This window comes from Peribacillus asahii, assembly GCF_003570725.1.
Taxonomy (GTDB): Bacteria; Bacillota; Bacilli; order Bacillales; family DSM-1321; genus Peribacillus; species Peribacillus asahii.
Genome location: NZ_QWVS01000018.1, coordinates 132872 through 156915 on the forward strand (window position 1 = coordinate 132872; position 24044 = coordinate 156915).

General features: G+C 36.5%; 22 protein-coding genes. 15 read left to right on the forward strand and 7 right to left on the reverse strand.

Annotated elements, in window-relative coordinates:
* Positions 1-152: 152 nt before the first annotated feature.
* From D1953_RS11500 to D1953_RS11525, 6 genes are all read left to right on the forward strand, one after another.
* On the forward strand, positions 153-1481 hold the full coding sequence (locus D1953_RS11500; protein WP_119117325.1) for a short-chain fatty acid transporter: 1329 nt from the start codon (positions 153-155) through the stop codon (positions 1479-1481).
* Positions 1482-1745: 264 nt separating this feature from the next.
* Entirely contained in the window at positions 1746-3164 is a 1419-nt protein-coding gene (locus D1953_RS11505; protein WP_119117326.1) for a sigma-54 interaction domain-containing protein, read from the forward strand.
* Between the two features lie 216 nt (positions 3165-3380).
* Positions 3381-4211 carry a beta-keto acid cleavage family enzyme gene (locus D1953_RS11510; protein ID WP_119117327.1) on the forward strand — a complete coding sequence of 277 codons (831 nt, stop codon included), beginning with the start codon at positions 3381-3383 and terminating at the stop codon, positions 4209-4211.
* Positions 4212-4217: 6 nt separating this feature from the next.
* The gene (locus D1953_RS11515) at positions 4218-5276 is read left to right on the forward strand and encodes a ketopantoate reductase family protein (protein WP_119117328.1); all 1059 of its coding nucleotides are present in this window, start codon (positions 4218-4220) and stop codon (positions 5274-5276) included.
* A gap of 90 nt (positions 5277-5366) precedes the next feature.
* Positions 5367-6755 (forward strand): GntP family permease, encoded by a 1389-nt coding sequence (locus D1953_RS11520; RefSeq protein WP_119117329.1) that lies wholly within the window; start codon positions 5367-5369, stop codon positions 6753-6755.
* 120 nt (positions 6756-6875) lie between these two features.
* Complete coding sequence (locus D1953_RS11525; protein ID WP_119117330.1) at positions 6876-8057, forward strand: acetyl-CoA C-acetyltransferase; 1182 nt, start codon at positions 6876-6878, stop codon at positions 8055-8057.
* A 138-nt stretch (positions 8058-8195) separates the two neighbouring features.
* On the opposite strand, the gene D1953_RS11530 is transcribed toward D1953_RS11525, so the two are convergent.
* Entirely contained in the window at positions 8196-9011 is an 816-nt protein-coding gene (locus D1953_RS11530; RefSeq protein ID WP_119117331.1) for a hypothetical protein, read from the reverse strand.
* Between the two features lie 110 nt (positions 9012-9121).
* On the opposite strand from D1953_RS11530, the gene D1953_RS11535 reads away from it, so the two are divergent.
* Together D1953_RS11535 and D1953_RS11540 are read left to right on the forward strand one after the other, a co-directional pair.
* Entirely contained in the window at positions 9122-9304 is a 183-nt protein-coding gene (locus D1953_RS11535; protein ID WP_119117332.1) for a hypothetical protein, read from the forward strand.
* 20 nt (positions 9305-9324) lie between these two features.
* The gene (locus tag D1953_RS11540; protein ID WP_119117333.1) at positions 9325-10059 is read left to right on the forward strand and encodes a polysaccharide deacetylase family protein; all 735 of its coding nucleotides are present in this window, start codon (positions 9325-9327) and stop codon (positions 10057-10059) included.
* Between the two features lie 124 nt (positions 10060-10183).
* On the opposite strand, the gene D1953_RS11545 is transcribed toward D1953_RS11540, so the two are convergent.
* A complete protein-coding gene (locus D1953_RS11545) occupies positions 10184-12313 on the reverse strand; it encodes an RNA degradosome polyphosphate kinase (RefSeq protein WP_119117334.1) in 2130 nt (709 codons plus the stop codon).
* Between the two features lie 476 nt (positions 12314-12789).
* Here D1953_RS11545 and D1953_RS11550 point away from each other — a divergent pair, with 476 nt between their 5' ends.
* Positions 12790-13773, forward strand: a complete 984-nt coding sequence (locus D1953_RS11550; protein ID WP_119117335.1) for an MBL fold metallo-hydrolase — start codon at positions 12790-12792, stop codon at positions 13771-13773.
* A 94-nt stretch (positions 13774-13867) separates the two neighbouring features.
* Positions 13868-14251 carry a hotdog domain-containing protein gene (locus tag D1953_RS11555; protein WP_119117336.1) on the forward strand — a complete coding sequence of 128 codons (384 nt, stop codon included), beginning with the start codon at positions 13868-13870 and terminating at the stop codon, positions 14249-14251.
* 193 nt (positions 14252-14444) lie between these two features.
* Here the strand turns inward: D1953_RS11555 and D1953_RS11560 are convergent, their stop codons facing one another.
* The gene (locus D1953_RS11560) at positions 14445-14888 is read right to left on the reverse strand and encodes a hypothetical protein (RefSeq protein ID WP_119117337.1); all 444 of its coding nucleotides are present in this window, start codon (positions 14886-14888) and stop codon (positions 14445-14447) included.
* A 12-nt stretch (positions 14889-14900) separates the two neighbouring features.
* The gene (locus D1953_RS11565) at positions 14901-15251 is read right to left on the reverse strand and encodes an ASCH domain-containing protein (RefSeq protein ID WP_119117393.1); all 351 of its coding nucleotides are present in this window, start codon (positions 15249-15251) and stop codon (positions 14901-14903) included.
* Between the two features lie 219 nt (positions 15252-15470).
* Here D1953_RS11565 and D1953_RS11570 point away from each other — a divergent pair, with 219 nt between their 5' ends.
* Positions 15471-15866: a hypothetical protein gene (locus D1953_RS11570; RefSeq protein ID WP_182480583.1), complete on the forward strand. Its 396-nt coding sequence runs from the start codon at positions 15471-15473 to the stop codon at positions 15864-15866.
* A gap of 327 nt (positions 15867-16193) precedes the next feature.
* Here the strand turns inward: D1953_RS11570 and D1953_RS11575 are convergent, their stop codons facing one another.
* Complete coding sequence (locus D1953_RS11575; protein WP_119117338.1) at positions 16194-16673, reverse strand: helical membrane plugin domain-containing protein; 480 nt, start codon at positions 16671-16673, stop codon at positions 16194-16196.
* Positions 16674-16688: 15 nt separating this feature from the next.
* The gene (fdhF, locus tag D1953_RS11580; RefSeq protein WP_119117339.1) at positions 16689-19628 is read right to left on the reverse strand and encodes a formate dehydrogenase subunit alpha; all 2940 of its coding nucleotides are present in this window, start codon (positions 19626-19628) and stop codon (positions 16689-16691) included.
* 319 nt (positions 19629-19947) lie between these two features.
* Between fdhF and D1953_RS11585 the strand changes: the two genes are divergently transcribed.
* The 3 genes from D1953_RS11585 to moaA all read left to right on the forward strand — a co-directional run bounded on the left by D1953_RS11585 (position 19948) and on the right by moaA (position 22189).
* Complete coding sequence (locus D1953_RS11585) at positions 19948-20292, forward strand: Na-translocating system protein MpsC family protein (protein ID WP_119117340.1); 345 nt, start codon at positions 19948-19950, stop codon at positions 20290-20292.
* Positions 20293-20305: 13 nt separating this feature from the next.
* The gene (fdhD, locus tag D1953_RS11590) at positions 20306-21106 is read left to right on the forward strand and encodes a formate dehydrogenase accessory sulfurtransferase FdhD (protein WP_119117341.1); all 801 of its coding nucleotides are present in this window, start codon (positions 20306-20308) and stop codon (positions 21104-21106) included.
* A gap of 72 nt (positions 21107-21178) precedes the next feature.
* Entirely contained in the window at positions 21179-22189 is a 1011-nt protein-coding gene (gene moaA, locus D1953_RS11595) for a GTP 3',8-cyclase MoaA (RefSeq protein WP_119117342.1), read from the forward strand.
* A 198-nt stretch (positions 22190-22387) separates the two neighbouring features.
* Here moaA and moaC read toward each other — a convergent pair whose 3' ends face one another.
* Positions 22388-22873: a cyclic pyranopterin monophosphate synthase MoaC gene (moaC, locus tag D1953_RS11600; RefSeq protein ID WP_119117343.1), complete on the reverse strand. Its 486-nt coding sequence runs from the start codon at positions 22871-22873 to the stop codon at positions 22388-22390.
* A 138-nt stretch (positions 22874-23011) separates the two neighbouring features.
* Here moaC and D1953_RS11605 point away from each other — a divergent pair, with 138 nt between their 5' ends.
* Complete coding sequence (locus tag D1953_RS11605) at positions 23012-24028, forward strand: MoeB/ThiF family adenylyltransferase (RefSeq protein WP_119117344.1); 1017 nt, start codon at positions 23012-23014, stop codon at positions 24026-24028.
* Positions 24029-24044: the final 16 nt, after the last annotated feature.

The window sequence follows — 24044 nt, forward strand, 5'->3', positions numbered from 1 at the left end:
AGAGTTATAAAGTACTATAGATTTTTATACGGGTTCAACAAATCGCAAGTTATACATTCACTGATGGTTTGTTGAACCCTTATAGAAGCGTCGTATGTACATTAGTGTGTGTTTGTGATCTTTATGAAAGCTAATATATAGGAGAATTTAATATGATTAATAAGCTATTAATGTTCTTTGTTAAATTTATGCGTAATTATCTGCCTAATCCATTTACATTGGCATGGTTGATTACTGTTTTTGTAGCTATTGTGGCGTTAGTTTCCACCCCGTCGAAACCAAGTGATTTAGTTAATTATTGGGGAGATGGATTGTTTGGTCTGTTACCATTTGCCATGCAGATGTCTCTTATTCTTATTACTGGATACGCATTGGCTGCATCCAATGTTGTTAAAAAGGTCTTAATAAAACTTGTTAAAATCCCACGCACGCCAAAGCAAACGATACTATTCGTAGCGATTATTTCTATGGTTTTATATTTCTTAAACTGGGGATTAGGTCTAGTGGCAGGTGGATTATTAGCTAGAGAAGCTGCAAAGCAACATAAAGATGTTGATTTCCGACTTTTAGTAACAGCGGCATTCTCCGGAATTATTATTACACACGGTGGTTTATCTGCTTCCATACCTTTATTAATTAATACGGAGGGGCATTTTGCACAAGATCAGATGGGGCTAGTTCCACTTACACAAACTATATTTGGTGCTCAGTCATTATTTATTACCATCTCATTAATTATTGTAATTCCGCTCCTGTGTGTATTGATGATGCCTAAAAAAGGGCAAGAAGTGCTAGTAGATGGTTCCCTGTTTGATGAGGAAATTGCAGCTTCTTCAGAGTTTGGTTTGAAAAAATTAACAATTTCTGAAAAAATCGATAATAGTAAAATTCTTGGCTTGACTTTGGGAGTAGTTGGATTAATATATCTCATTTATTACTTTTTTAACAATGGCTTTAATTTGAATATCAATACGATTATTATTATTTTTATCGTTCTTGGTGTTCTCGCTCATGGTTCTTTAATGGAGTATTCAAAGGCAGTTACAAAAGGAACATCCACAGCGGCAGGTATTATCTTACAGTTTCCGTTTTATGCAGGTATTATGGGGATTATGCATGAAAGTGGCCTTGTCATGAATATTTCTGATTGGTTATTAAGCCTAGCAACCTACGAAACATTTGAGTTATTTAGCTACTTTTCTTCCCTTATTATCAGTGTTTTTGTTCCTTCTGCTGGTGGGCATTGGGCTGTTCAAGCGCCATTTATGCTTCCAGCTGCAGAAACATTAGGTGTAGAGCCATGGAAAGTAGCTATGGGTGTTGCATGGGGAGAAAGTATATGGAACATTATTTGTCCATTCTGGGCATTGCCATTAATCGCAATTGCAAAAATTGATTTAAGGGACTTGATTGGTTTTTCTGTTTTACTATTTATCGTTGGGAATATTATTGCGATTACTGGTATTCTCTTATTCCAGTGAAACATTTCTATTTCTGGTAGTTTGCAAAAAGATTTTTAAAAGTAGGGAACTTCGGTATGGTGTTAATTTTCCCTCATAGATAATAACAGTATATAAAACAAATAAGGATGGAAAAATACAGAGTTATTTTTCCATCCTTATTTGTTTTCAATTAATAATAGTTTTATATATCGGAGGCTAACGAGACTATTATCGTGTTATAATAAAATTTTTAAAAATGTATAATAATTACAAAAATGTATAGGCGGAGGATGTGGAGATACTATGACATATAAGCGGGATTTAGAATTTTATGATTTTGAAAGAATAGCAGATATTTTATATGACGGAATTTATATAGCAGATAAACATGGGAAAACTGTATTTGTCAATAAAGCATATGAAAGAATTACAGGCTTAAAAAGAGAACAAGTCGTAGGAAAATATGTGGGTGATTTAATTGAAACCGGCTTGTTTAATTATGGGGTAACACCAGACGTAATAAAAACAAAAAAGCAAATAAATGCAACATCCACCATCCATAATGGGGTAACAGTATTAATAACAGGTACACCTTTATTTAATAATAAAGGGGAGGTCGAACTAATAGTAGTTACCAATAGGGACATGTCAGATTTGCTGAGAATTGAAAATGAATTAAAAAAGTCGAAAGAACAAATGAAGATTGTCGAGAAAACTGAAGAAAAAAATATTCAGGAAATTGAACACTTAAGAAAAAAAAGCGTAGAGTCAAAAATAATCGGAGAAAGTGAAGAAATAAAAAACATTATTCAAATGATTAATCAAGTAGCGAAATTAGACGTAAATGTACTAATTACTGGCGAAACAGGCGTTGGCAAGGAAGTTGTTTCAAATGAAATCTATATGAATAGTACCAGACACAATAAACCTTTTATAAAAGTAAATTGTGCAGCAATACCGGCTAATTTATTAGAAGCAGAGCTTTTCGGATATGAAAAAGGGGCATTTACAGGGGCTTCTACTAAAGGGAAGTTGGGGTTATTTGAATTAGCGAATCATGGAACAATTCTTTTGGATGAAATTGCGGATATGCCTCTAGACTTACAAGTCAAGTTATTACGAGTAATCCAACAGCGAGAAATCACTAGAATTGGCGGTACGAAACCAATAAGACTAGATGTGCGAATTATTGCTGCAACTCACGGAGATTTGAAGGAGCTTGTTTCTAAAGGGAAATTTAGAGAAGATTTATATTATCGCTTGTATGTTTTTCCTATTTATATTCCACCACTTAGAGTAAGAACATCTGATATTGAAAAATTAACAGATTATTTTTTGACAGTTTATAACAATAAGTATGGAAAAGAAATTACATTCAAGAAAGATGCTCTATTAGTTTGGGAAAGTTATTCATGGCCAGGGAATATTCGAGAATTACAAAATGTGTTAGAGAGACTAGTTATAATCTCGAATCCTTCCGAAATTATAACTAGTAGTAAAGTAAAGAAACTATTAAATATTGAAATGGATGATAAAGAATCTATTGGTTCTGGGGAAAGTTATAAAAAAATAATAGAGTCTTTTGAAAAAAAAGTATTACAAAATGCAATTGACCTATATGGTACGACACGAAAAGTGGCTGAACATCTAAAAATAGATCAATCAACTGTAGTAAAAAAGGCAAAAAAACTTGGGATAAAATTGAAAAAAATTAATAACTAACTGAATGATGACAAAAAGAATCTTATAGATGAATTTAGTCATCGGTTCTGCATGTATTTTTTAGTGAGACTTATAACAATAGATGAATTTTTTCATCTTAACATTCCATAAACCACCAATCGTTCCCTATTTAATGACAATAAATCATTTGGCATGCAAATTGCATTAGTTATTTATTGTAAATATATTTATTTAATTAAGAGGGAGAGGTATTGAATGGAAAAGTTAATTATTACTGTTGCAACAACGGGAGCTCAAACAACGCGTGAACACACTCCTTATGTGCCACTAACACCTAAGGAAATAGCTGATTCTGTTATAGAATCGTGGAAAGCTGGAGCGGCTATTGCTCATATTCATGTAAGAGATAAAGATGGAAACAATACAGTCGATTTAAATGTTTATAAAGAGGTCATTGATCGGGTTCGGGATAAGTGTGATATCATTCTAAATTTAACTACAGCTGGCGGGTTGGAGATGAGCGATGAAGATCGACTTCGGGTATGTGAGCTAAATCCCGAAATGGCTACTTTTGATGCGGGAACAATGAACTTTGGAACAGATGTATTTCATAATACACCACGATTTTTAGAGAATTTAGCTACGGAAATGAAAAAACGTGAAATTAAGCCTGAAATTGAAATTTTTGATATAGGGATGATCCATAATGCATTGCGCATTGCTCAAAAAGGGCTTCTAGAGAATCCATTTCACTTTCAATTTGTATTAGGTGTACATGGTGGAATGCCGGCTACTCCCAAAAATTTAATGTACTTAATTGACAGTATTCCAGAAGGATCTACATGGTCAGCTATAGGGGCAAGCAAAGACCAACTCACTATTAATACAATGAGTATTCTTTTAGGTGGGCATGTTCGAGTAGGAATGGAGGATAGTGTGTACTATCGAAAAGGGGAATTAGCTAAAACAAATGCTCAATTCGTAGAGCGGATTGTTCAATTATCTCACACTTTAGGGAGAGAAATAGCTACTCCAAATGAAGCGAGAGACATTTTACAGTTATCAAAAAAATTAATTAAGGGGTGACAATAGATGAGAATAGGAATAATTGGGGTAGGTTCACTTGGGACTATTATTGGTGCATTAATAACTAAAGGTGGATACAGCGTTGATTTAATTGACATCAACCAGGAAAATGTGGATGCATTAAATCAAAAAGGAGCTAAATTAACGGGTTTTTTAGATGAAGTGATTCCTGTATCCGCCAAACACCCAAAAGATGTAAGCGGGGAATATGATGTGATTTTCCTCCTAACAAAGCAAGTTTATACAAAAGAATCACTTGAATCGATTCTTCCTTTTCTTCATGAAAAAAGCGTGATATGTACGCTGCAAAACGGTGTTCCAGAAGAAAGTGTTGCTGCCATTGTTGGGAAGGAGAGAACAGTAGGCGGCGTAGTTGGTTTTGGAGCTACTTGGAAAGAACCCGGCGTATCAGAGCTAACAACCGAAGTAGAGGTTATGAAGAAATATGCTTTTGATATTGGTGAATTAACAGGAGAGCTTACCGAAAGAATTGTACTGTTAAAAGACATTTTAGATACAGTCGGCTACTGTGAAATTTCAACTAATATTATTGGAGTGAAATGGTCTAAATTGTTAATGAATGCGACTTTCAGTGGAATGTCTGCAGCCCTTGGATGTACATTTGGAGAGGTTTTATACAATTCAGATGCGATGAAGGGCTTAGCGAACATCGCCGATGAAACAATTAAAGTAGCTCGGGCGCATCATATTAAATTAGTAGAAATGCAGGGAAAAGACTTTGAGTTTTTAGAGTTGGAAAATCAAACAGATATTTCAGGGAAGATGGCATTTTATGAGGAAGTATGGGGTCCCCACGCCAGACTTAAAGCTAGTATGTTGCAGGATTTAGAGAAAGGTAGAAAAACAGAAATCGATTTTATTAATGGACATGTTTCGAAAAAAGGAAGAGAGGCAAACATTCCAACTCCTTATAACGATTTAGTGTGTAAACTTGTAAAAAGCTCGGAAGCAACAAAGGAGCTTCCTGTATTTGAGGAGAATATTAATGAGTTTCAGTCCCTCTTCAACCAATTTATTCACAGCAAATCTTTAAGTAATCACTAAAGAAAAGGTAGAGGATAGTATGCGCAGACATAATAAGGGCAGTGTGAGCGTTAGCTCCACGCCTTTTCTACAGAAAAAGAGGGTGATGGAATGTTTATTGAAGTAATTGCAATTTTGTTCTCACTAGGATTACTTATTTTTTTAGCTTATCGCGGTTTCCCTGTTATAGTAATTGCTCCCATTGTAACATTACTGGCAGTTGCTCTATCAGGTATGGCCTTATTGCCTAGTTATACTGAAGTTTATATGCCTAATTTAGCAAACTACATTAAAACATGGTTCCCTATTTTTATTCTGGGTGCTGTATTCGGTAAATTAATGGAATTAAACGGAGGCACCGCTTCGATTGCCAAAAAGATTATGGACATCGTCGGTGTAAAAAGGGCGCTTCTAGCAACTATACTTGCGTGTTCTATTTTGACTTATGGTGGGGTTTCTCTATTTGTGGTAGTTTTCGCAGTATACCCATTTGCAGCAGCAGTTTTCCGTGAGGCAAATATTCCGAAACGATTTATTCCTGCAGTAATTGTTTTAGGCGGTTGTACGTATACGATGGATGCGTTCCCAGGTACACCACAAATTCAAAATATTATTCCGACAAACTACTTTGGAACGGATGCTTATGCTGCTCCAATCACTGGGCTCGTTGCAGGGACTATTATCTTCTCTCTAGGGTATCTCTGGTTATCAAGACGAATTAAAAAAGCGAATTTAGCTGGAGAAGGTTATGGAGAAGGTCATAAAAATGAACCGGTCGTCAACCCGGATGAAAAACTTATCAATTTTTGGGTAGCTATTATTCCTTTGGTAGTTGTGGTGGTACTTAACTTCGTATTTACCAAAACAAGATGGTCAGTCAGTAACTGGTACACGCCTGAATTGTTACAAGAAACTTTTAAAGTTGAAAATTTAAGCAGCGTGACTTCGACGTGGGCACTAATCGTAGCACTTGTATTTGGGATTATTGCTGCTTTACTTATAAATATAAAAGCTTTTACAGGCTCAAAGCTTTCCTCCGGTCTCACGGTGGCAGCAGGCGGATCATTATTGGCTGTATTCAATGTAGCGTCCGAAGTAGGTTTTGGAAACGTTGTAAAAACTTTACCCGGATTTGAAGTAATCAGGAATGGGATTACAGGAGTATCCTCCCATCCGTTGATATCTGAGTCCATTGCTGTTAATGTGCTAGCTGGTGTTGTTGGATCCTCATCAGGAGGGATGTCGATTGCTCTTGAAGTAATGGGGCAACATTATTTGAATCTAGCCAACTCTATAGGAATGAATCCGGAATTTCTACATCGGGTAGCATCTATGTCAGCAGGCGGTTTAGATTCTCTGCCACATAGCGGTGCAACCATCACCATTCTGGCGATTTGCGGTCTTACCCATCGGCAATCTTATGGAGACATTTTTGCCATTACTATTATGAAAGCAATTGTAGCCTTTAGTACAGCTGTTATACTTTCATTTATTGTTTAAAGCGAATCGAAGTACACCAAAGAATGGTCATCATCTAGGAACAGTTAATTTGAAATAAAGCAACCATTTCAAGTAGGGGATAAGTTAAAGGAGATATCAATTTAATATAGAGGTGATATTATGACAAGAACCGTTATTTTGGATGGGGCACGAACTCCTTTTGGGAAACTAGGCGGTAATATTTCCTCACTTTCTGCTACGCAGCTAGGAGGAGTGGTTATTCGGGAAGCGTTAACTAGATCTAAGGTAGATCCCGGTGAAGTTGGGGAAGTAATTATGGGGAATGTACTTCAAGCGGGACAAGGACAAATTCCTTCTAGACAAGCAGCAAGGGAAGCTGGAATTCCCTGGAGAGTTAAATCGGAAACAATAAATAAAGTTTGTGCCTCAGGAATGAGGAGTGTCGTATTAGCAGATTTGCTTATTCGTTCTGGTGAAGAAGAAATAATTGTAGCTGGTGGGATGGAATCTATGTCTAATACTCCATATGCAGTTTCTAGCACACGCTTTGGAGCACGTATGGGGAATACGCAAATGATTGATTTATTAATCCATGACGGACTTTCATGTAGTTTCACAGGTGTTCATATGGGTACATATGGAAATAGGACAGCGGATGAATTTAATCTTTCAAGAGAAGAGCAAGATAAATGGGCTGTTAGGAGCCATTTTTTGGCCATTAAAGCTAGGAAGTCAGGTGCTCTATCTGATGAAATTGTTCCCGTATCCGTTCCGCAACGAAAGGGAGAATCGGTTCTCATTGAACATGATGAAGGGCCCCGTGAAGATACAACTGTAGAAGTATTATCGCAATTGAGGCCAGCATTTGAAAAGGATGGGACTATAACTGCAGGTAATGCTCCGGGGGTTAACGATGGCGCAGCAGCATTAGTATTAATGAATGAAGAACGTGCATTAAACGAAAAGAAAGATGTGTTAGCAACAATTATTGCACATGCAGAAATTGCTGTAGAAGCAAGCAGATTTCCTGAAACACCAGGCCTTGTCATTAATAAATTATTAGATAAAACAAATAAAACAATTGATGACATTGATTTGTTCGAAGTGAATGAAGCATTTGCTGCTGTTGCTTTAGCTAGCGTTGAAATTGCTAACATCCCGTCTGATAAAATTAATGTTAATGGAGGAGCGATTGCATTAGGTCATCCAATTGGAGCGAGTGGAACCCGTGTCATTTTAACGTTGGCTTATGAATTAAAAAGAAGAGGTGGAGGAATTGGAATTGCATCTATTTGTTCAGGCAGTGGACAAGGTGATGCTATAATGATTGAAGTGAATTAAAAGTAGCGGCGAACATCGTCTTTCATTTTTTAAAAGCTAATAAGTTTTTATAGAGCCTAGCCTTATAGCGCTAATCCCCTTATACAAAAAAAGCGTGGATATTCTCATACCACGCTTTTTTGTATGGAAATGGAGGTGCTAATTTGTTCTAGTCTTGCCAACTGAGGAAACATGAACGTCAATAGAAGCAAATTCGATATTAAAGTGATGAAGAAAATTGTGCTGAATTTCTAGTTGAAGCTGTTCGAGCATGTTTGGTAAATGATATGAGACAGGAGAGACGACAGAGACATTTAAGTTTGCTGTCGGTAGTCCTTCTACTTCTACATGAATGGAATCAAGATGGTCTATATATGGATTGTTTGAACATGTATGTTCAATAATATCGATAAATGCCTTTTTCTCGATTCGGATATATCCTTTATGAAAGTCTGGACGAACAATAGTCGTTTCACCAATTTTCTCTTTTTTAGGAGAAAAAATATCCATCCCTTTATACACTAATCTTTTGAAGAAGTTTTGCCCCACTTGTTTATGTGGAATCGGCATAATGTGTTTTCCTTCTGTCTTTCTAATGAATTGCGCCATCTTGATTTCACTGGAAGAGCGAATGTCTTCTACATAATAATAATGATCGATATCTCCTAATTCGAGTCGTTTAGCAATTAACTTGGTCATTTTGTCTGATGTGCCAATAATAAGAATCTTATTGATTACGTAAATTTTTAAAGCTTCTTGTACTTCTTTTGCATGTAAATCGTCTGAAAAAATAGCCCGTCTTACTGCAGTTACTGTATTTTTCTCAAATTTTGCTGAGGTACCGGCTATCTTTTGTCCATGTAAAATTAATAGCCCATCATCAATAATAGCAGGAATTTTATGCTGGTCAGCAAAGGCAAGGGCACTTGTACTTTTACCAGTCCCGCTAGGTCCACTTAATGAAAAAATCTCCATATGTATACTCCCCGTTTTTACTTCCATTATATAGTTCGTGAAGGTATTGTTCAAACGGGCATATTTCTTTTGACTAATCCCATACTAGAAGGTAAGAAGGAGGGATATCCATGGCTAAACGTACAAAAAAGAATGATGCAGCTCAAAAGAACAAACAAGGGTTTGATTCAAGCAAAACAGATTCAGAGTTCTCTCAGGAATTTGGGAGTGCTAATGCTAATCGAGCACACAAAGAGAAAGCAAAAAAAGAAAAAGCATCCAAAAATCAAGGTGAATGGAAAGGCATGCATTGATGTGTCCTTGTTAGTGTTGTATGAAAAAGATTGCGATATTTGTTCTATGTATACTGATTTTGTTTCTTCCATTACAAGTGTTTGCAGAACGAAAGGTACCGATTTTACTTTATCATTCGATTGATGAGTTTAAGGGACATGGCTCTAAAGAGTTGTATGTAACACCAAATAATTTCGAGCAACAGATGATGTATTTACGAGATCATGGTTACACATTATTAACTTTTGAGCGATGGCAAGATATTGATAAAGTAAATAAACCAATTTTCATTACCTTTGATGATGGATATAAAAATAATTTGAATGCATTTGTTGTTTTTCAAAAGGTAAAAACTGAGCGCTTTAAACCAACGGGTACAATCTTCGTTATTTCTGATTTTATCGGTCGTTCGAACCGGTTGTCACGGTCGGATTTAAAAATGATGGCCGATTCAGGCCTAATCTCCGTTCAGTCTCATACGGCTACACACCCTGATTTGACACAAATAAAAAATTATAGGTATGAACTGAAAGAGTCCAAAGGTAAAATTCAGCAAATAACAGGAAAGCCAGTTATTACTCTTGCATATCCGTATGGAATTTTCAATGACAAGGTTGTTGCAGAGACGAAGAAGTACTACTTATTTGGACTGACAACAACGCCTAAACTATTTTCTAAAAAGGGTATAAAAGATGAACTCTACCTCTTACCGCGAATCTATATCAAGTATTCAACGACACTTGATGATTTTGCCAAAATCGTGGAAGGAGAATGAAAGGAGTACATAGAAAAACGGGAAGAAAACATCTTCCCGTTTTTCTATTAAGGTTCTGTTACATAACGTATAAATCAATAATATCCCATTCATATAGCCTATATTAAAATGAAATCACTTCGACTTAGTATCTGTTGATTTCCTCTAGTTCTCTTGCATGTTGGGCCAGTTCATATAAGATAAGCTGACTATTTACTTCTCTTTCATCCGCTGCTTTTTCAACATAATGATAATGGCCGACACTATTTTGTTCCCGTGCTTTTACATTGTCTGCTAACATGAGCTTCATCCATGTTTTAATTCTTTGTTTTAAATGCCCTTTTAAAATAGGAAATAGAATTTCTACACGGTTTTCCATGTTTCGTGTCATCATATCTGCTGACGATAAATACAATTTTTCTTCGCCGTTATGATGGAAATAATAAATTCGGGTATGCTCTAAAAAAACACCGACTATACTTCGTACCCGAATATTTTCACTAACCCCTTTAATTCCTGGGCGTAAACAACAAATTCCGCGTACAATTAAATCAATTTTTACACCCGCATTAGATGCTTCATATAGCTTCATGATAAGATTTTTATCAGATAGAGCATTCATTTTAGCGACAATATAGCCGTTTCCCAGTTGTTTGTGAAATTGGATTTCCTTATCGATTAATTCAATAAATTGATCTCTAATATCAAATGGAGCAACAATTAAGTGATGGTAGTTTGGCTTTTCCATATGTCCACTTAAATAATTAAAAAAGTTCGTAGCATCAATTCCAATTTTCTTATTAGAAGTAATTAGTCCTATATCTGTATAAAGCCTAGCTGTTGCATCATTATAATTGCCTGTACTTAAATGAACAAATCGCTCGATTTTATCCTTTTTGTGGCGTACCACAAGGGTAATTTTGCTGTGGGTTTTTAAATGGGTCATTCCATAAATAACATGACAGCCTGCCTTTTCTAGTTCCTTTGCCCAATGAACATTGTTTTCCTCATCGAATCGAGCCTTTAACTCTACTAAAACGGTGACCTGCTTTCCATTTTCAGCGGCTCGTTTAAGGCTTTTAATAATCGGAGAGTTCCCGCTTACTCGATAAAGAGTCTGCTTAATCGCCAAAACATCCGGGTCACAGGCTGCCTGTGAAATAAACTCAATGACCGGTTCAAATGATTCATATGGATGGTGCAGCAAAATATCTTCCTGAAGAGCAGCGTCAAAAATATCTTGTTTTCCCACTAAATCTTTTGGGATTTGTGGAATGTACGTTGGCTCGCTTAAATATCCATGAGTGGATTGAATCTCATTGCAAAAAGAAAGTAAAAATGTTAAGTCGAGAGGAGCTTGTACAAAATATACATCTTTTAAATGAATTTCTAGTTCGTCGATTAAATAATTTACGACCTGTTTGTCATGTTCAGGGTTTTGTACTTCTAATCGGACAGGTGCTCCCCATTTGCGTTTTTTTAGTTCTTCTTCAATTTCTTGCAGCAAGTCCTCTGCTTCGTCTTCGTGAATTGTTAAATCAGCGTTACGCGTGATGCGAAAGGCTGTTACAGATTTTATTTCATAGCCACTAAATAATTTATAAATAAAACGAGAGATGACTTGTTCTAATAATACAAATGTTCTTGTATCGTTTTCTGAAGGCAATTCAATATAACGTTTAATGACAGAAGGGACTTGGACAATGGCAAGCTTTCCTGAAACAGATTCAATATCGATATTTTCTTCCTTGTCTCCAATGATGATTGCTAAGTTTAACGATTTGTTTGCTAACATCGGAAAGGGTCGGTAGGCATCGATTGCCATCGGTGTTAATACGGGAAAGATGTGCTCATCAAAATGATTTTCTAAAAAAACTAAATTTGCCTCGGATATTTCCGTAATTGGAATAATGTTTATTTGTTCTTTTTCTAGAAGAGGAGCAAGATGTTTCTTGTAGATACGATCCTGTTTTTCAATCAACTCATGTGTAATTTTAGAGATTGATTTCAGCTGTTGTACCGGTGTTAATCCTGCCTTATTTTCAGGACGATTAAATCCTGCTTTTACTTGATCGAGCAACCCAGCCACACGAACCATGAAAAATTCGTCTAAGTTGGAACTTGTAATAGCTAAAAATTTGTATCTTTCTAGTAAGGCATTTTGGCTATCCATTGCTTCTTCCAATACCCGCAGGTTAAAGGCTAACCAACTTAATTCACGATTATTATAAAAAGAAGGATCTGCAATATTAACAGTTCTATCTAGTACTTTCAAGATGTGTACAACTCCTTATAGGTTACTATCTAATCATATTGTAAGATATATGACGAAGAAAGATATAAAGATTGTATATTAATCGTGCGAATTTTGTGTAAATTCATGGAATATAGACATTTTAAAAGTGGATATGGAACAACAGCATTTGAATATCTATCATATTTAAATTGAGGAAAAGCTTTTTTATTATTGAATTAATTGTTAGAAGGATTTTTGTTTTTGAACGGTTTTGTACAAAACTACCTACACTAAAGGATGTTGAAAGCCTTACTACACGGCCTATTGTTGATAGGGGCAATTTGAGGTCGGTGTGTAAATAATATTTATACAGATTCGATAGATATGGCAGAAAAACATAAACTAATAGTTGTAACTCCCAACGAAGAGTCCGTAACCTCATTTTTACTATTATGTAAAAATAAGTGATACAATTGATTGGACGTTCATTCATTGAGTGTAGGGAGGAATAGCTTATGAAAAAGTCTAGTATTATTTTCTTTGAAAGAAAATTCCCCAGTGCAAATATGATCCTTATTAAGGATCAGCTCCCAATCCTTATTGACACTGGTTTTGGGAGTGAAGCGAAAGATACAGAGCAATTAATTAGAGAAGCAGGCGTTTCACCAGAAGACTTACATCTTATTGTGAACACACACTATCATAGTGACCATGTAGGCGGCAATTTTCATTTTCAAAAAAATTATGATGTTACGATTGCTGCTCATAAATGGGATGCCAATTTAATTAATTCTTGTGACCTTGAAGCCTGTAGTGCAGAATGGTTAGATCAGCCTGTAGAGCCGTATCGAGTCGATAAAAAGCTCTCAGATAACGATGAGATTCATACAGGAAGCAGAACTTTGAAAGTCATACACACACCGGGACATACGTTAGGACATATTTCTTTATATGAACCTGAAGAAGAGGTATTAATTTGCGGAGATCTTTTTCACAAAAATGATATTGGATGGTTAAATATCTTTCGAGAGGGTGCTTCATCAATCCAACGATCGATAGAAAGTCTGGATAGATTGTCCAGATTTCGAATTAGGCAAGCATATTCGGGACATGGAACTCAAATAGAGAATCCTATTGCTTCCATTGATGCAGCAAGGGAGCGGTTTGAAAAGTGGCTTACGATGCCAGAGAAGGTTTCATGGCATGCCATGAAAAGGATCTTTGCATTTACATTAATCATTAAAAATGGATTGGCAAGAGAAGAAATCGATAGCTACCTACTAAAGTGTGGTTGGTTTCAAGATTTTGCACGCTATTCTTTCCAGTTGCAACCCGAAGAATTTATTCAAATTTTGCTTGATGAAATGATTCGTTCCAAAGCAGCGAGCTGGCACAATAATTATTTAATCGCTACGACCCCATACCAAGTACCACAAGAGAAGTGGGGGAATAAGAACATAAAGCCGAAAGATTGGAAACCTCAAGGTATTCTTACATAAAAAGAAGTGGAAACTGTCGGATACTGTTTACTATTATGTGAATGTTTTGATTATTTTAGTTATAGAGTATAAAACCTTCAGAAGGGAGATCTATATGTCATTAAAAGTAGGAGATATCATTACATTTGAACGGACCTTTACGGTAAGGGATGTTGAATTATTTACAGAGATTTCAGGTGATGAAGGAATTCATCATATAACTCCAGATGAACAGGGAAGACTTGTCGTTCAAGGGTTATTAACTGCAACTCTACCAACAAAAGTAGGTGGAGATCATAACGTACTAGCTCGTACAATGAATTTTGAGTTCTTAAGACCTGTGTTTACAGGGGATACAATCATTTGTAAGGTAAAAATTGAAAAATACGAAAGACAAGAAAATAAAAATAATAGAATAGCTATTATGGCATCCTTTTTATGTACAAACCAGAATGAAAAAGAAATACTAAAAGGGGACTTTGCAGGTGTAATCCTTTAAATCCCTTATATTTTCTTTAACTAATGAAGACGTTAATTTAATAAAAAGGGCATTACATATTAGGTCAGATAAAATATGTAATGCCTTTTATTTTTAAAAACTTAGCTTTTGATCAGCTTACGAACTGCACTTTTTTTGTTAGAGAAAATAATAATTAAAATCGAAAGACCAAGGCTATAAAGATGTTTACTTGTTATGCCCACAAAGCTGGCTTTACAACCATAAACCAAAGCATCGTAATGAGAAGGATAATATATATCCAAGTAGTTCGCTGCAACTTAACAGCCAGTTCTTCCTTATTGGTGCCTTTTTCTTGGAACTTTCTGAGTTTTGGAGAAAATGCACGCGCAAGAAAGAATAATGAACAGAATAAAATCAATAGTGTCATGATAATCCATGATGTATCCCATGTCCATGGACCGGACATAACAAGTAATATACCTGATATTACTAGAACATGACCTGAATGCATCGTAAGTCGAACGACAAATCGAAATGTGCCCAGATAGGCATCCAATTCCTCTTTTCCTACTAAGTGCATTTTTTTAGAAATGGGCAGGAGAATAAAGAAAGGGCCGATCGATACGATTACACTTAGAACATGAATATATAGTAAGAGTTTGTACAATAAATCCATTTCTTTTGCCTATCAATCGATAACTGGGCTAAACTCATGCACCCAAACTCTCATTTGAGGAAGCCATGGCATTCCTGGATGAATAGAGAGGATAGATTGTTTGTATTCTTCTACCGTCCCATATCCCTCCTGACGCGCATGTTCATCCGTTAATTCACCTAATGATTGAGAATATACACGATTTACGATGAACTTTTTATCGTTTAGCACCATTATTTCACCTACATCAGCATATCTTCCATTTCGGCGTGTTGCTGTTTTGCGGCCTTCGATTACTTTATTAACATCTTCAGGCATAGTAACAAGTCTTTCAATTGTACATGTTTTTGGAGGCAGTGTGTTCAGTTCTTCATGATTTGACATTGGAAAATCTCCCTTCATATCCAGTTTCTCTTTAAATGTACCATATTTTCGATGTGGGAAAAGGACTAATCTTTATTTGCTTCAGATTCTTTTAGCTTCTCATTATCTCGAAGTATTATGTGGAATTTTCCAAAATTCCAGGCTTGTTTAAGTAAAGGGAATATCTCATTTGATCTCATAATATGATGGAGTATCTATGTAAGAAATGGGGAGATAGAATTGAAAATAGAGGATACTTCTTTAATTACAAGGGACAAGCTGGTGCAATATGTTGAGCTAAGCCGCAAGAAAAAGGAAGTAGAAAAGCAGTTGGATGCTTTAAAGAAGGACTTTAATAAATATTTCGATCATGTAGTTGGAAAGCATAGCAAAGGTGAAATGACTATTAGTGATTATAAAGTACAAAGACAAGTAAGAACGACGGAGAAATTTGACCGAGAGATAACAGTTAACAGATTAGAAGAATTGAATTTAAAGGATTTAATTCAAAAAAAGCCTGATGAGGAGAAGATAAAGTCAGCACTAAATTTAGGGCTATTAAAAGAGAATGATTTAGAAGGCTGTGTGATTACAAGTTCTTCACAGGCGATATATGTTAAACAAATAGATTCATAGAAAGTGTGTGCCAGTTGCACCTAATATTGATAGGGATTGTCAATCATGAACGCTCTAAAGAGAAAAAATTTCTCTTAGAGCATTTTTTTTATCTAAAATTAAAATCTATAAAGGGTTTTGCTCGGAAGTTTTGAATCCACTTGTTTAGCATAGGACCACGCTGTATAACAGAGTTATTATTCGGAAGAAAAGAAGACCTCCAGAATGGTGAAATCAAGATTCTGGAGGTCGATCAAGAATATGTTCAATTTTAAATATAATTTCTAGTTTCTTATGGGGATAAGATTATTCCGGTACGAGTTTTTTCCTATTATAAAAGAGGTTATCTTACTGCTTTAATTCTTTACCCATTCCTTTTAGGAAATGGATACCGAAGCCAAGTGCTCGATTAATATCAGGATCATTTAATAGTTTAACTAGGTCCATTACTTTAACTTTTTTATCAGTTTGCAAATAGTCATTGGCTTCATCCATACCTTTCATAGCACTATTTGCAAGCTTCGTTATTAATTCAGGATCAGTCTTCATGAGGGCGCCTGTTGCCCCCATAAGTGTGTTAATTAAATTGGTCACCGGTTCTCGAGAGACTTGGTGAAGTGCAATTTGGGCAATCTTTTCTTTAGCTTGAAGCATAGAATCGGCCGCCTCTAGAACACCGATATCGTTTAGTTCGCCCACAATAGTTAGTACTTTGTTTAAGGCTTCATCGTTATTGGCAAGAAGTGTTGTTAAGGCTTCTAGCTTTTTTTGTTTCTGTTCCTCCTCGGTGAGAAGGTTTTTTTTGATTTCTGTAATAGGTTGAGCCATATTTATTTCTCCTTCCTATTGATCTGTTAGATGAACATAGCCCGGACGAGCCCATTTTCGATTAACCTCAACTCCATTTTGAGGGTAACGTTTTTTATTCCGTGGATTCGTAGATGGCAGCGGAACTGTTCCGCCTTCATTGAGTACTTCCATACGAACCTTTGTTTGTTTATAAGCAGGTGTATTTGTTCGTTGATCGAATATAGGACCTGTTAAAAAGTTAATAGCAGACTCTTTATCTACCGAGTTCATCGGAAGGAAAAGCTCGTTTGCTTTGACACGATCCGTAACCAGTGCATTTAATTTAACGGCTCCAAAAGGAGAGACTAATCGTACAATTGCACCATCATTAATTCCGCGCTCTTCGGCCAGTTCTGGCGAAACTTCAACAAAGATCTCTGGTACTTTTGATTGGATACCTTTTGATTTGTTTGTCATATTCCCTTCATGGAAATGCTCTAGCATACGTCCATTGTTAATATGCAAATCATACTTTTCAGGGAATTCTGCAGGCTCTACCCAGTCGGATAAGGCAAAACGTGCTTTTTTATCTGGAAAGTTAAATCCATCCACATAGAGAAGTGGTGTGCTAACTCCTTCGAAGCTGCCCCATAGGAAGCTGTTCCAACCTTCTAGTACTTCATAATTTGCTCCGCTGAATAATGGAGATAGGCTGGCCATTTCATCATAGATGTCACTTGGATGATTGTAATTCCAATTTGCACCTAGACGGTTTGCAATTTCTTGAGTAATCCACCAGTCCGGCTTAGCGTCACCGAGTGTTGGGAGCGCTTGATATAATCGTTGAACACGACGCTCTGTGTTTGTAAATGTACCATCTTTCTCAAGAGATGGAGCTCCCGGTAATACGACGTCCGCATATTGAGCCGTTCTCGATAAGAAGATATCTTGAACAACAAAGAAATCGAGTTGTGATAAAACTTCGTGAACATGATTTGCGTCGGAGTCTACGAGCGCCATATCTTCACCAACAAGGTACATCGCCTTCATCTTTCCTTCTTCAATAGCATGAAGCATTTGAATGTTATCAAGGCCTGGTTTTCCGTCAATTTCTACACCATAAGCCTTTTCAAATTTTGCACGTGCGGCATCATCGGTAATATGCTGATAGCCTGGAAGCCAGCCAGGAAGAGTTCCCATATCACAAGCACCTTGTACATTGTTGTGACCACGAAGAGGATAAGCACCTGCACCTGGACGACGGTAGTTTCCTGTAGCAAGAAGTAAATTAGAAATAGCCGCGGAAGTATCTGAACCACCGGTATTTTGTGTAACACCCATTCCCCAAAGAATACAAGTTCCATCAGCATCACGGATCATTTCCGCAATTTGAATAAGCATTTCCTTTGAAATACCTGTCACTTGTTCTGCATAGTCAAGTGTGTATTTCTCAAGGACTGCTTTGAAATCTTCAAAGAAGTTTACGTTTTCTTCGATAAATCTTTGATCATGCCAGCCTTGGTCGATGATATACTTTGTCACAGCCATCAACCACACTTGATCTGTTCCTTGCTTTGGACTAATAAAGATGTCGGAACGCTCAGCCATTTCGTTTTTACGAAGGTCTGCAACAATGAGTTTTTGACCATGAAGTTTATGTGCTCGTTTGACACGAGTGGCTAATACTGGATGTCCCTCTGCTGGATTTGCTCCAACAATCATAACCAGTCCTGCTTGAGCAATATCTTGAATTGTACCGGCATCTCCACCCATTCCAACTGTACGGAACAAGCCGTCAGTCGCAGGAGATTGACAGTAACGAGAACAGTTATCGACATTGTTTGTTTCAAATACTTGTCGTGCTAGTTTTTGTATCACATAGTTTTCTTCATTTGTAATTTTTGAAGACGAAATAAATCCTACAGAACCTTTTCCGTATTGTTGCTTAATGGAGCCTAGTTTACTAGCAACTAAATCAAGTGCTTCTTCCCAAGTTGATTCTACGAATGCACCATCTTTGCGGATTAATGGTGTTGTAATTCGTTCCTCCGAGTTAACAAAATCCCAGCCGAACTTTCCTTTTACACAAGTAGATATTGCGTTAACTGGAGCATCGGAGACAGGTTGAACTTTAAGAATCTTTCTTCCTTTTGTCCATACTTCAAATGAACAGCCTACGCCGCAGAAGGTACAAACGGTTTTCGTCTTTTTCGTACGTGTGTCACGCATAGCTGCTTCCACTTCCGAAATAGCAAAAATACCGCTATACCCTGGTTCTACTTCTTTTACTAAATCAATCATCGGACTAAGCATCTCATTTTGGAGACCTGTCATAAATCCAGCTTCGCCAAGCATAGACTTTTCCATCAAAGCGTTACAAGGACAAATCGTTACACATTGACCACAGCCTACACAAGATGAGTCATTAATAGAGACCCCATCATCCCAAATAACACGAGGGCGCTTAGCTTCCCAGTCGATAGATATTGTCTCGTTTACTTGAAGGTTTTGACAAACTTCTACACATTGTCCGCAGGCAATACATTGGTTTGGGTCGTAACGGTAGAATGGATGGGACATATCGACCTTATTTACATCTACTTTAGGTGTGTAAGGATATTTTTGATGTTCGATTTCCATCAATTCAGCAGTATTATGTAATTTACAGTTGCCGTTATTATTATCGCAAACAGTACAATACAGCAGATGGTTTTCTAGTAGGCGATCCATTGCTTCTGTTTGTGCAGCTTTTGCACCAGTTGAATCTAATTCTATGTTCATTCCGTCTAAAGCGACTGTTGAACAGGAGCGTACAAGTTTCCCGTCGACCTCTACAATACAAGTGTCACATGTTTGGATAGGGTCAACTTCAGGTACATAACAAATTTGTGGGTGAGCGATTTCTTTTTGATTAATAATTTCTAATATGGTTGAGCCGGAACTTGCTTCGTATTCCACATCATTGATTGTTATATTAATTCTAGAATGTGTCATTTTCTTCCTCCTCTTACCTTTTAAACAAAAAAACCACCACGAATACACATCTTGATTTTCAGAAAAAATGATGTGTACTCATGGTGGAATAGAGTATTAGCAGAACTTACTAATAGACCAATCCGATCCATTTAAAATGTAGTTTAATAATTGATAGAGCGGTAACAAACCCATTATTATCGTTCCATCAAATCTTACTTATGATTATATCGTTGACTTTAGAAATATACAAGATTTTAAAAATGCTGTAAATGCTTTTCCACTTTTATTTTTTTATTTGTTGCTTTATGATTAGAAAACTATAGGAGGATGTTTATTTATGTCAAAAAAAGTTCATGAATTTAATGATATCATCCGAAAGCTTCGTAAAGATCTTTTTGGAAAAGGACCGGAAAGAATTCATACGGTTTTTGTTGAAAATATGGCTATTTCAACGTTATATGGAAACCTCACTCCTACAGAAACTTTTATAGCAAAAACTTCAGAAGGACGTGAAATGGTTCATTTAGCTAGAACAAAAATGATTCAAGATGTGTATGCTGAGGGCCCCCCTGAAGGGCTGGAAGAACTAGTGGGAGCCAAATTTGTCCATCTGTTTTCGGATATCAAAATTGAAGAGAATATTGCAGTTTCCGTCTTTATTTTTGATAAAAATATTACTTGAAGGGGAAGTTGAAATGAAGACAATCGTGAAGAAAAGGGAAATTCTTAAGTTCAGTAATGGAAAAATAATGGATGCTGAAGATACAATTGTGACCGAATTCCCTGTTACGGTTAAAATCAATGAACAAGAATTTGTTACGATGGTTTGTACTCCTGAGTACATTGAAGACATGGTAATTGGTTATTTAGCATCTGAAGGTATTATTCGAAAGTATGAAGACATTAAAGATATTTGGATTCAAGAAAAAGAAGGATATGCACATGTGAAGATTGATAAGTTGAATCCGTATTATCAAAACCTTCAAAATAAACGGTATATCACTTCGTGTTGTGGAATGAGCAGACAAGGCTTTGTTTTTGCTAATGATGCTCTTACTGCTAAGAAAATGAACGACATCCGAGTGAGGATCTCCCCTGATGAGTGTTTCCGTCTCATGAATAATATGCAAAATTCAGCGACTACGTTTCATGAGACAGGGGGAGTTCATAATGCAGCATTATGTGATAAAAATGGATTTTTATTAAGTCGCATGGATATTGGGCGACATAATGCATTAGATAAAATATATGGGTATTGTTTGAAACATAATATTCCGATTGAAGATAAAATCATTGTGTTTAGCGGGCGAATATCTTCAGAGATTTTATTAAAAGTAGCGAAAATAGGATGTGAGATTGTCCTTTCTAAATCTGCACCTACCGAATTGGCATTAAATCTAGCAGAAGAATTAGGAATCACAACGGTAGGGTTTATTAGAAATCAATCTTTAAATATATATACTTGTCCGAAAAGGATTTGTTCAAATAGTAAGTAATTATAAAAAAATAATGTTATTATATATAACATGAGAAGTAAGGTTCGCTATCAGAGATGAGAGGTGAGAAACATGCAAGCTAGTATAGCTGATACATTGCAGCGCCCCCTAAGAGATTTGCGTTTATCTGTGACAGATCGTTGCAATTTTCGCTGTCGATATTGCATGCCGGAAGAGATATTTGGAAGTGATTATCCGTTTTTATCTTCGGAAAAAATTTTATCCTTTGATGAAATGGAACGATTAACCTCTATATTTGCTTCTTTAGGCGTCCAGAAAGTGCGTATTACAGGAGGAGAGCCATTATTAAGAAAGAATCTTCCTGAGCTGATTTATCGGTTGAAATTAATAAAGGGAATAAGAGATATTGCAGTGACAACGAATGGATCCCTTTTGAAGAAATTTGCTTCCAAGCTATTTAATGCAGGATTATCACGAGTAACCGTCAGTCTTGATTCATTGGATGAGGAACGGTTTCATCAATTAAATGGTCAGAGAGGGACGGTAGCAAGTGTGTTAGAAGGTATTGAAGCTGCATCTAATGCAGGATTAGAAGTGAAAGTAAACATGGTTGTTCAGAAAGGAAAGAATGATCAAGATATTGTTTCGATGGCTAAATATTTTAAAGAAAAAAAGCATACGCTTCGTTTTATTGAATATATGGATGTAGGGAATTCGAATGGCTGGAGAATGGATGATGTCGTTACGAAACAGCAGATTCTAAATAAAATTGGCGAAGTAATGCCTCTAGAACAGATTCCGCCGAATTATCCAGGCGAAGTAGCAACTAGATATCGATATGTAGACAGTGATGAAGAAATTGGGATCATTTCATCGGTTACTGATTCTTTTTGTTCAAGTTGTTCAAGAGTGCGTGTTTCAGCTGAAGGAAAGCTATATACGTGCTTATTTGCATCGAAAGGCTTTGATTTGCGTGATTTGTTACGTTCAAATAAAGCGGACGAAGAGGTCGCTAAGGTTATTACAGATATTTGGAATCATCGTGGCGATCGGTATTCAGATGAAAGAGGAAATGGAACGAAGAAACGTTCAAAAGTAGAAATGTCTCATATTGGTGGTTAATATCCCGAAGAGTATGAAGCAAATTGTCTATGAAAAAGGGACTGAACTTTAAAGCATCTGCTCTTAGTAGCTAGTCCCTTGTTTCATCGATTGTTCTTAGAAAATAAGAAAGTATAACATTTTCAACATGTTTCGGTGTCTAGCTCAAGGCGTCATCGGCTCTATGGTCTAGTTAAGCGCTTTTCTTAGAATAGGCCATTACTTTTCATGAAAGAAGTCGCCGCTTTTTCCTCCTGTTTTTTGAACAAGAAAGGTTTCTTTAATAACCATTGTCTTATCAACGGCTTTACACATGTCATAAAACGTAAGAGCGGCGATGGATGCGGCAGTTAATGCTTCCATTTCGACTCCTGTTTTTCCACTGCATTTAACTGTAGCTTGGATGATTAAATCATATCCAGCCGCTTGTTGTTGATAATTAAAGGTGAAATCTACGCCTTGTAACATAATGGGATGACACATCGGAATGATGTCAGCCGTTTTTTTGGCACCCATAATTCCGGCAATTTGGGCTACTTGAAGGGGATCTCCTTTTTTAATTAATCCATTTTGAATGGCTTCATATAATTCATTAGAAAAAGAAATTGTACTTTGAGCGATTGCTGTACGTGTTGTGACATCTTTTTGAGAGATATCTACCATTTTGGGTCTTCCTTCTTCATTCCAGTGTGAGAAATTACTCATTCTTTGCCTCCTTGCTGTTTTTCAACGTGTTTCTGTATGTAACTGAAGTGAATTAGAGGGCTTTTTCGCCTTTTCTAATCGACCTGTTAGTTAGCTTGTTTATGAACCTACAATAGAGTACGAAGGGAGGGCGTGTCAATGTCAAATCGCTATTCACGGCAGCAGCTATTCAACCATATTGGTGTGAAAGGGCAAGAGAAAATTAGCCAAAAGCATGTATTAATTGTTGGAGCAGGGGCATTAGGAAGTGCCGCTGCTGAAGCATTTGTCCGAGCAGGTATTGGCAAGCTGACTCTGATTGACCGCGATTATGTTGAATGGAGTAATTTACAGCGTCAACAATTATACAATGAACAAGATGCTAGATTGAAGATGCCAAAAGCAATTGCTGCTAAAGAACATTTACACAAGATTAATTCAGAGGTTGAAATTGAAGCGCTTGTGATGGATGCGAGTGCAACAAATTTAGAGGGTTTGCTGCATAATGTGGACATAATCATCGATGCTACAGACAATTTTGATATTCGCTTTATTTTAAATGACTTATCTCATAAACATAATATACCTTGGATTTATGGGTCTTGCGTTGGAAGCTATGGAGCGACTCATACGATTCTCCCAGGAAAAACACCATGTCTACATTGTCTATTAAAATACGTTCCAGTCGGTGGAGCTACGTGCGATACTATCGGAATTATTAGTCCAGCGGTACAAATCGTAGCGGCCTATCAAGTGGCTGAAGCATTTAAAATTCTTGTAGAGGATTTTTCATCACTTCGAAATACTTTTTTGACTTTCGATGTATGGAGCAATCAGCACTACTCTATTAAATTAGACAAAATAGAAACGGCCGACTGTCCATCCTGTGGGACGATTAGAACATATCCTTATTTGTCTTATGAAAATCAAACAAAAACGGAAGTGTTATGCGGAAGAAATACAGTTCAAATTAGGCCGAATAGACGTAGTCAGCCTAACTTTGATCAGTTACAGAAACAATTGCAAAATCATGGAACAGTTGAACAAAACCCTTACCTGTTGTCTTGTCAACTTCAGGATTATCGTATGGTTATTTTTCGTGATGGTCGCGTTTTTATTCATGGAACGAATGATATTCAAGCGGCCAAAAATCTTTATTATCGTTTATTAGGATAGTAGAAGGAGCGAGCGT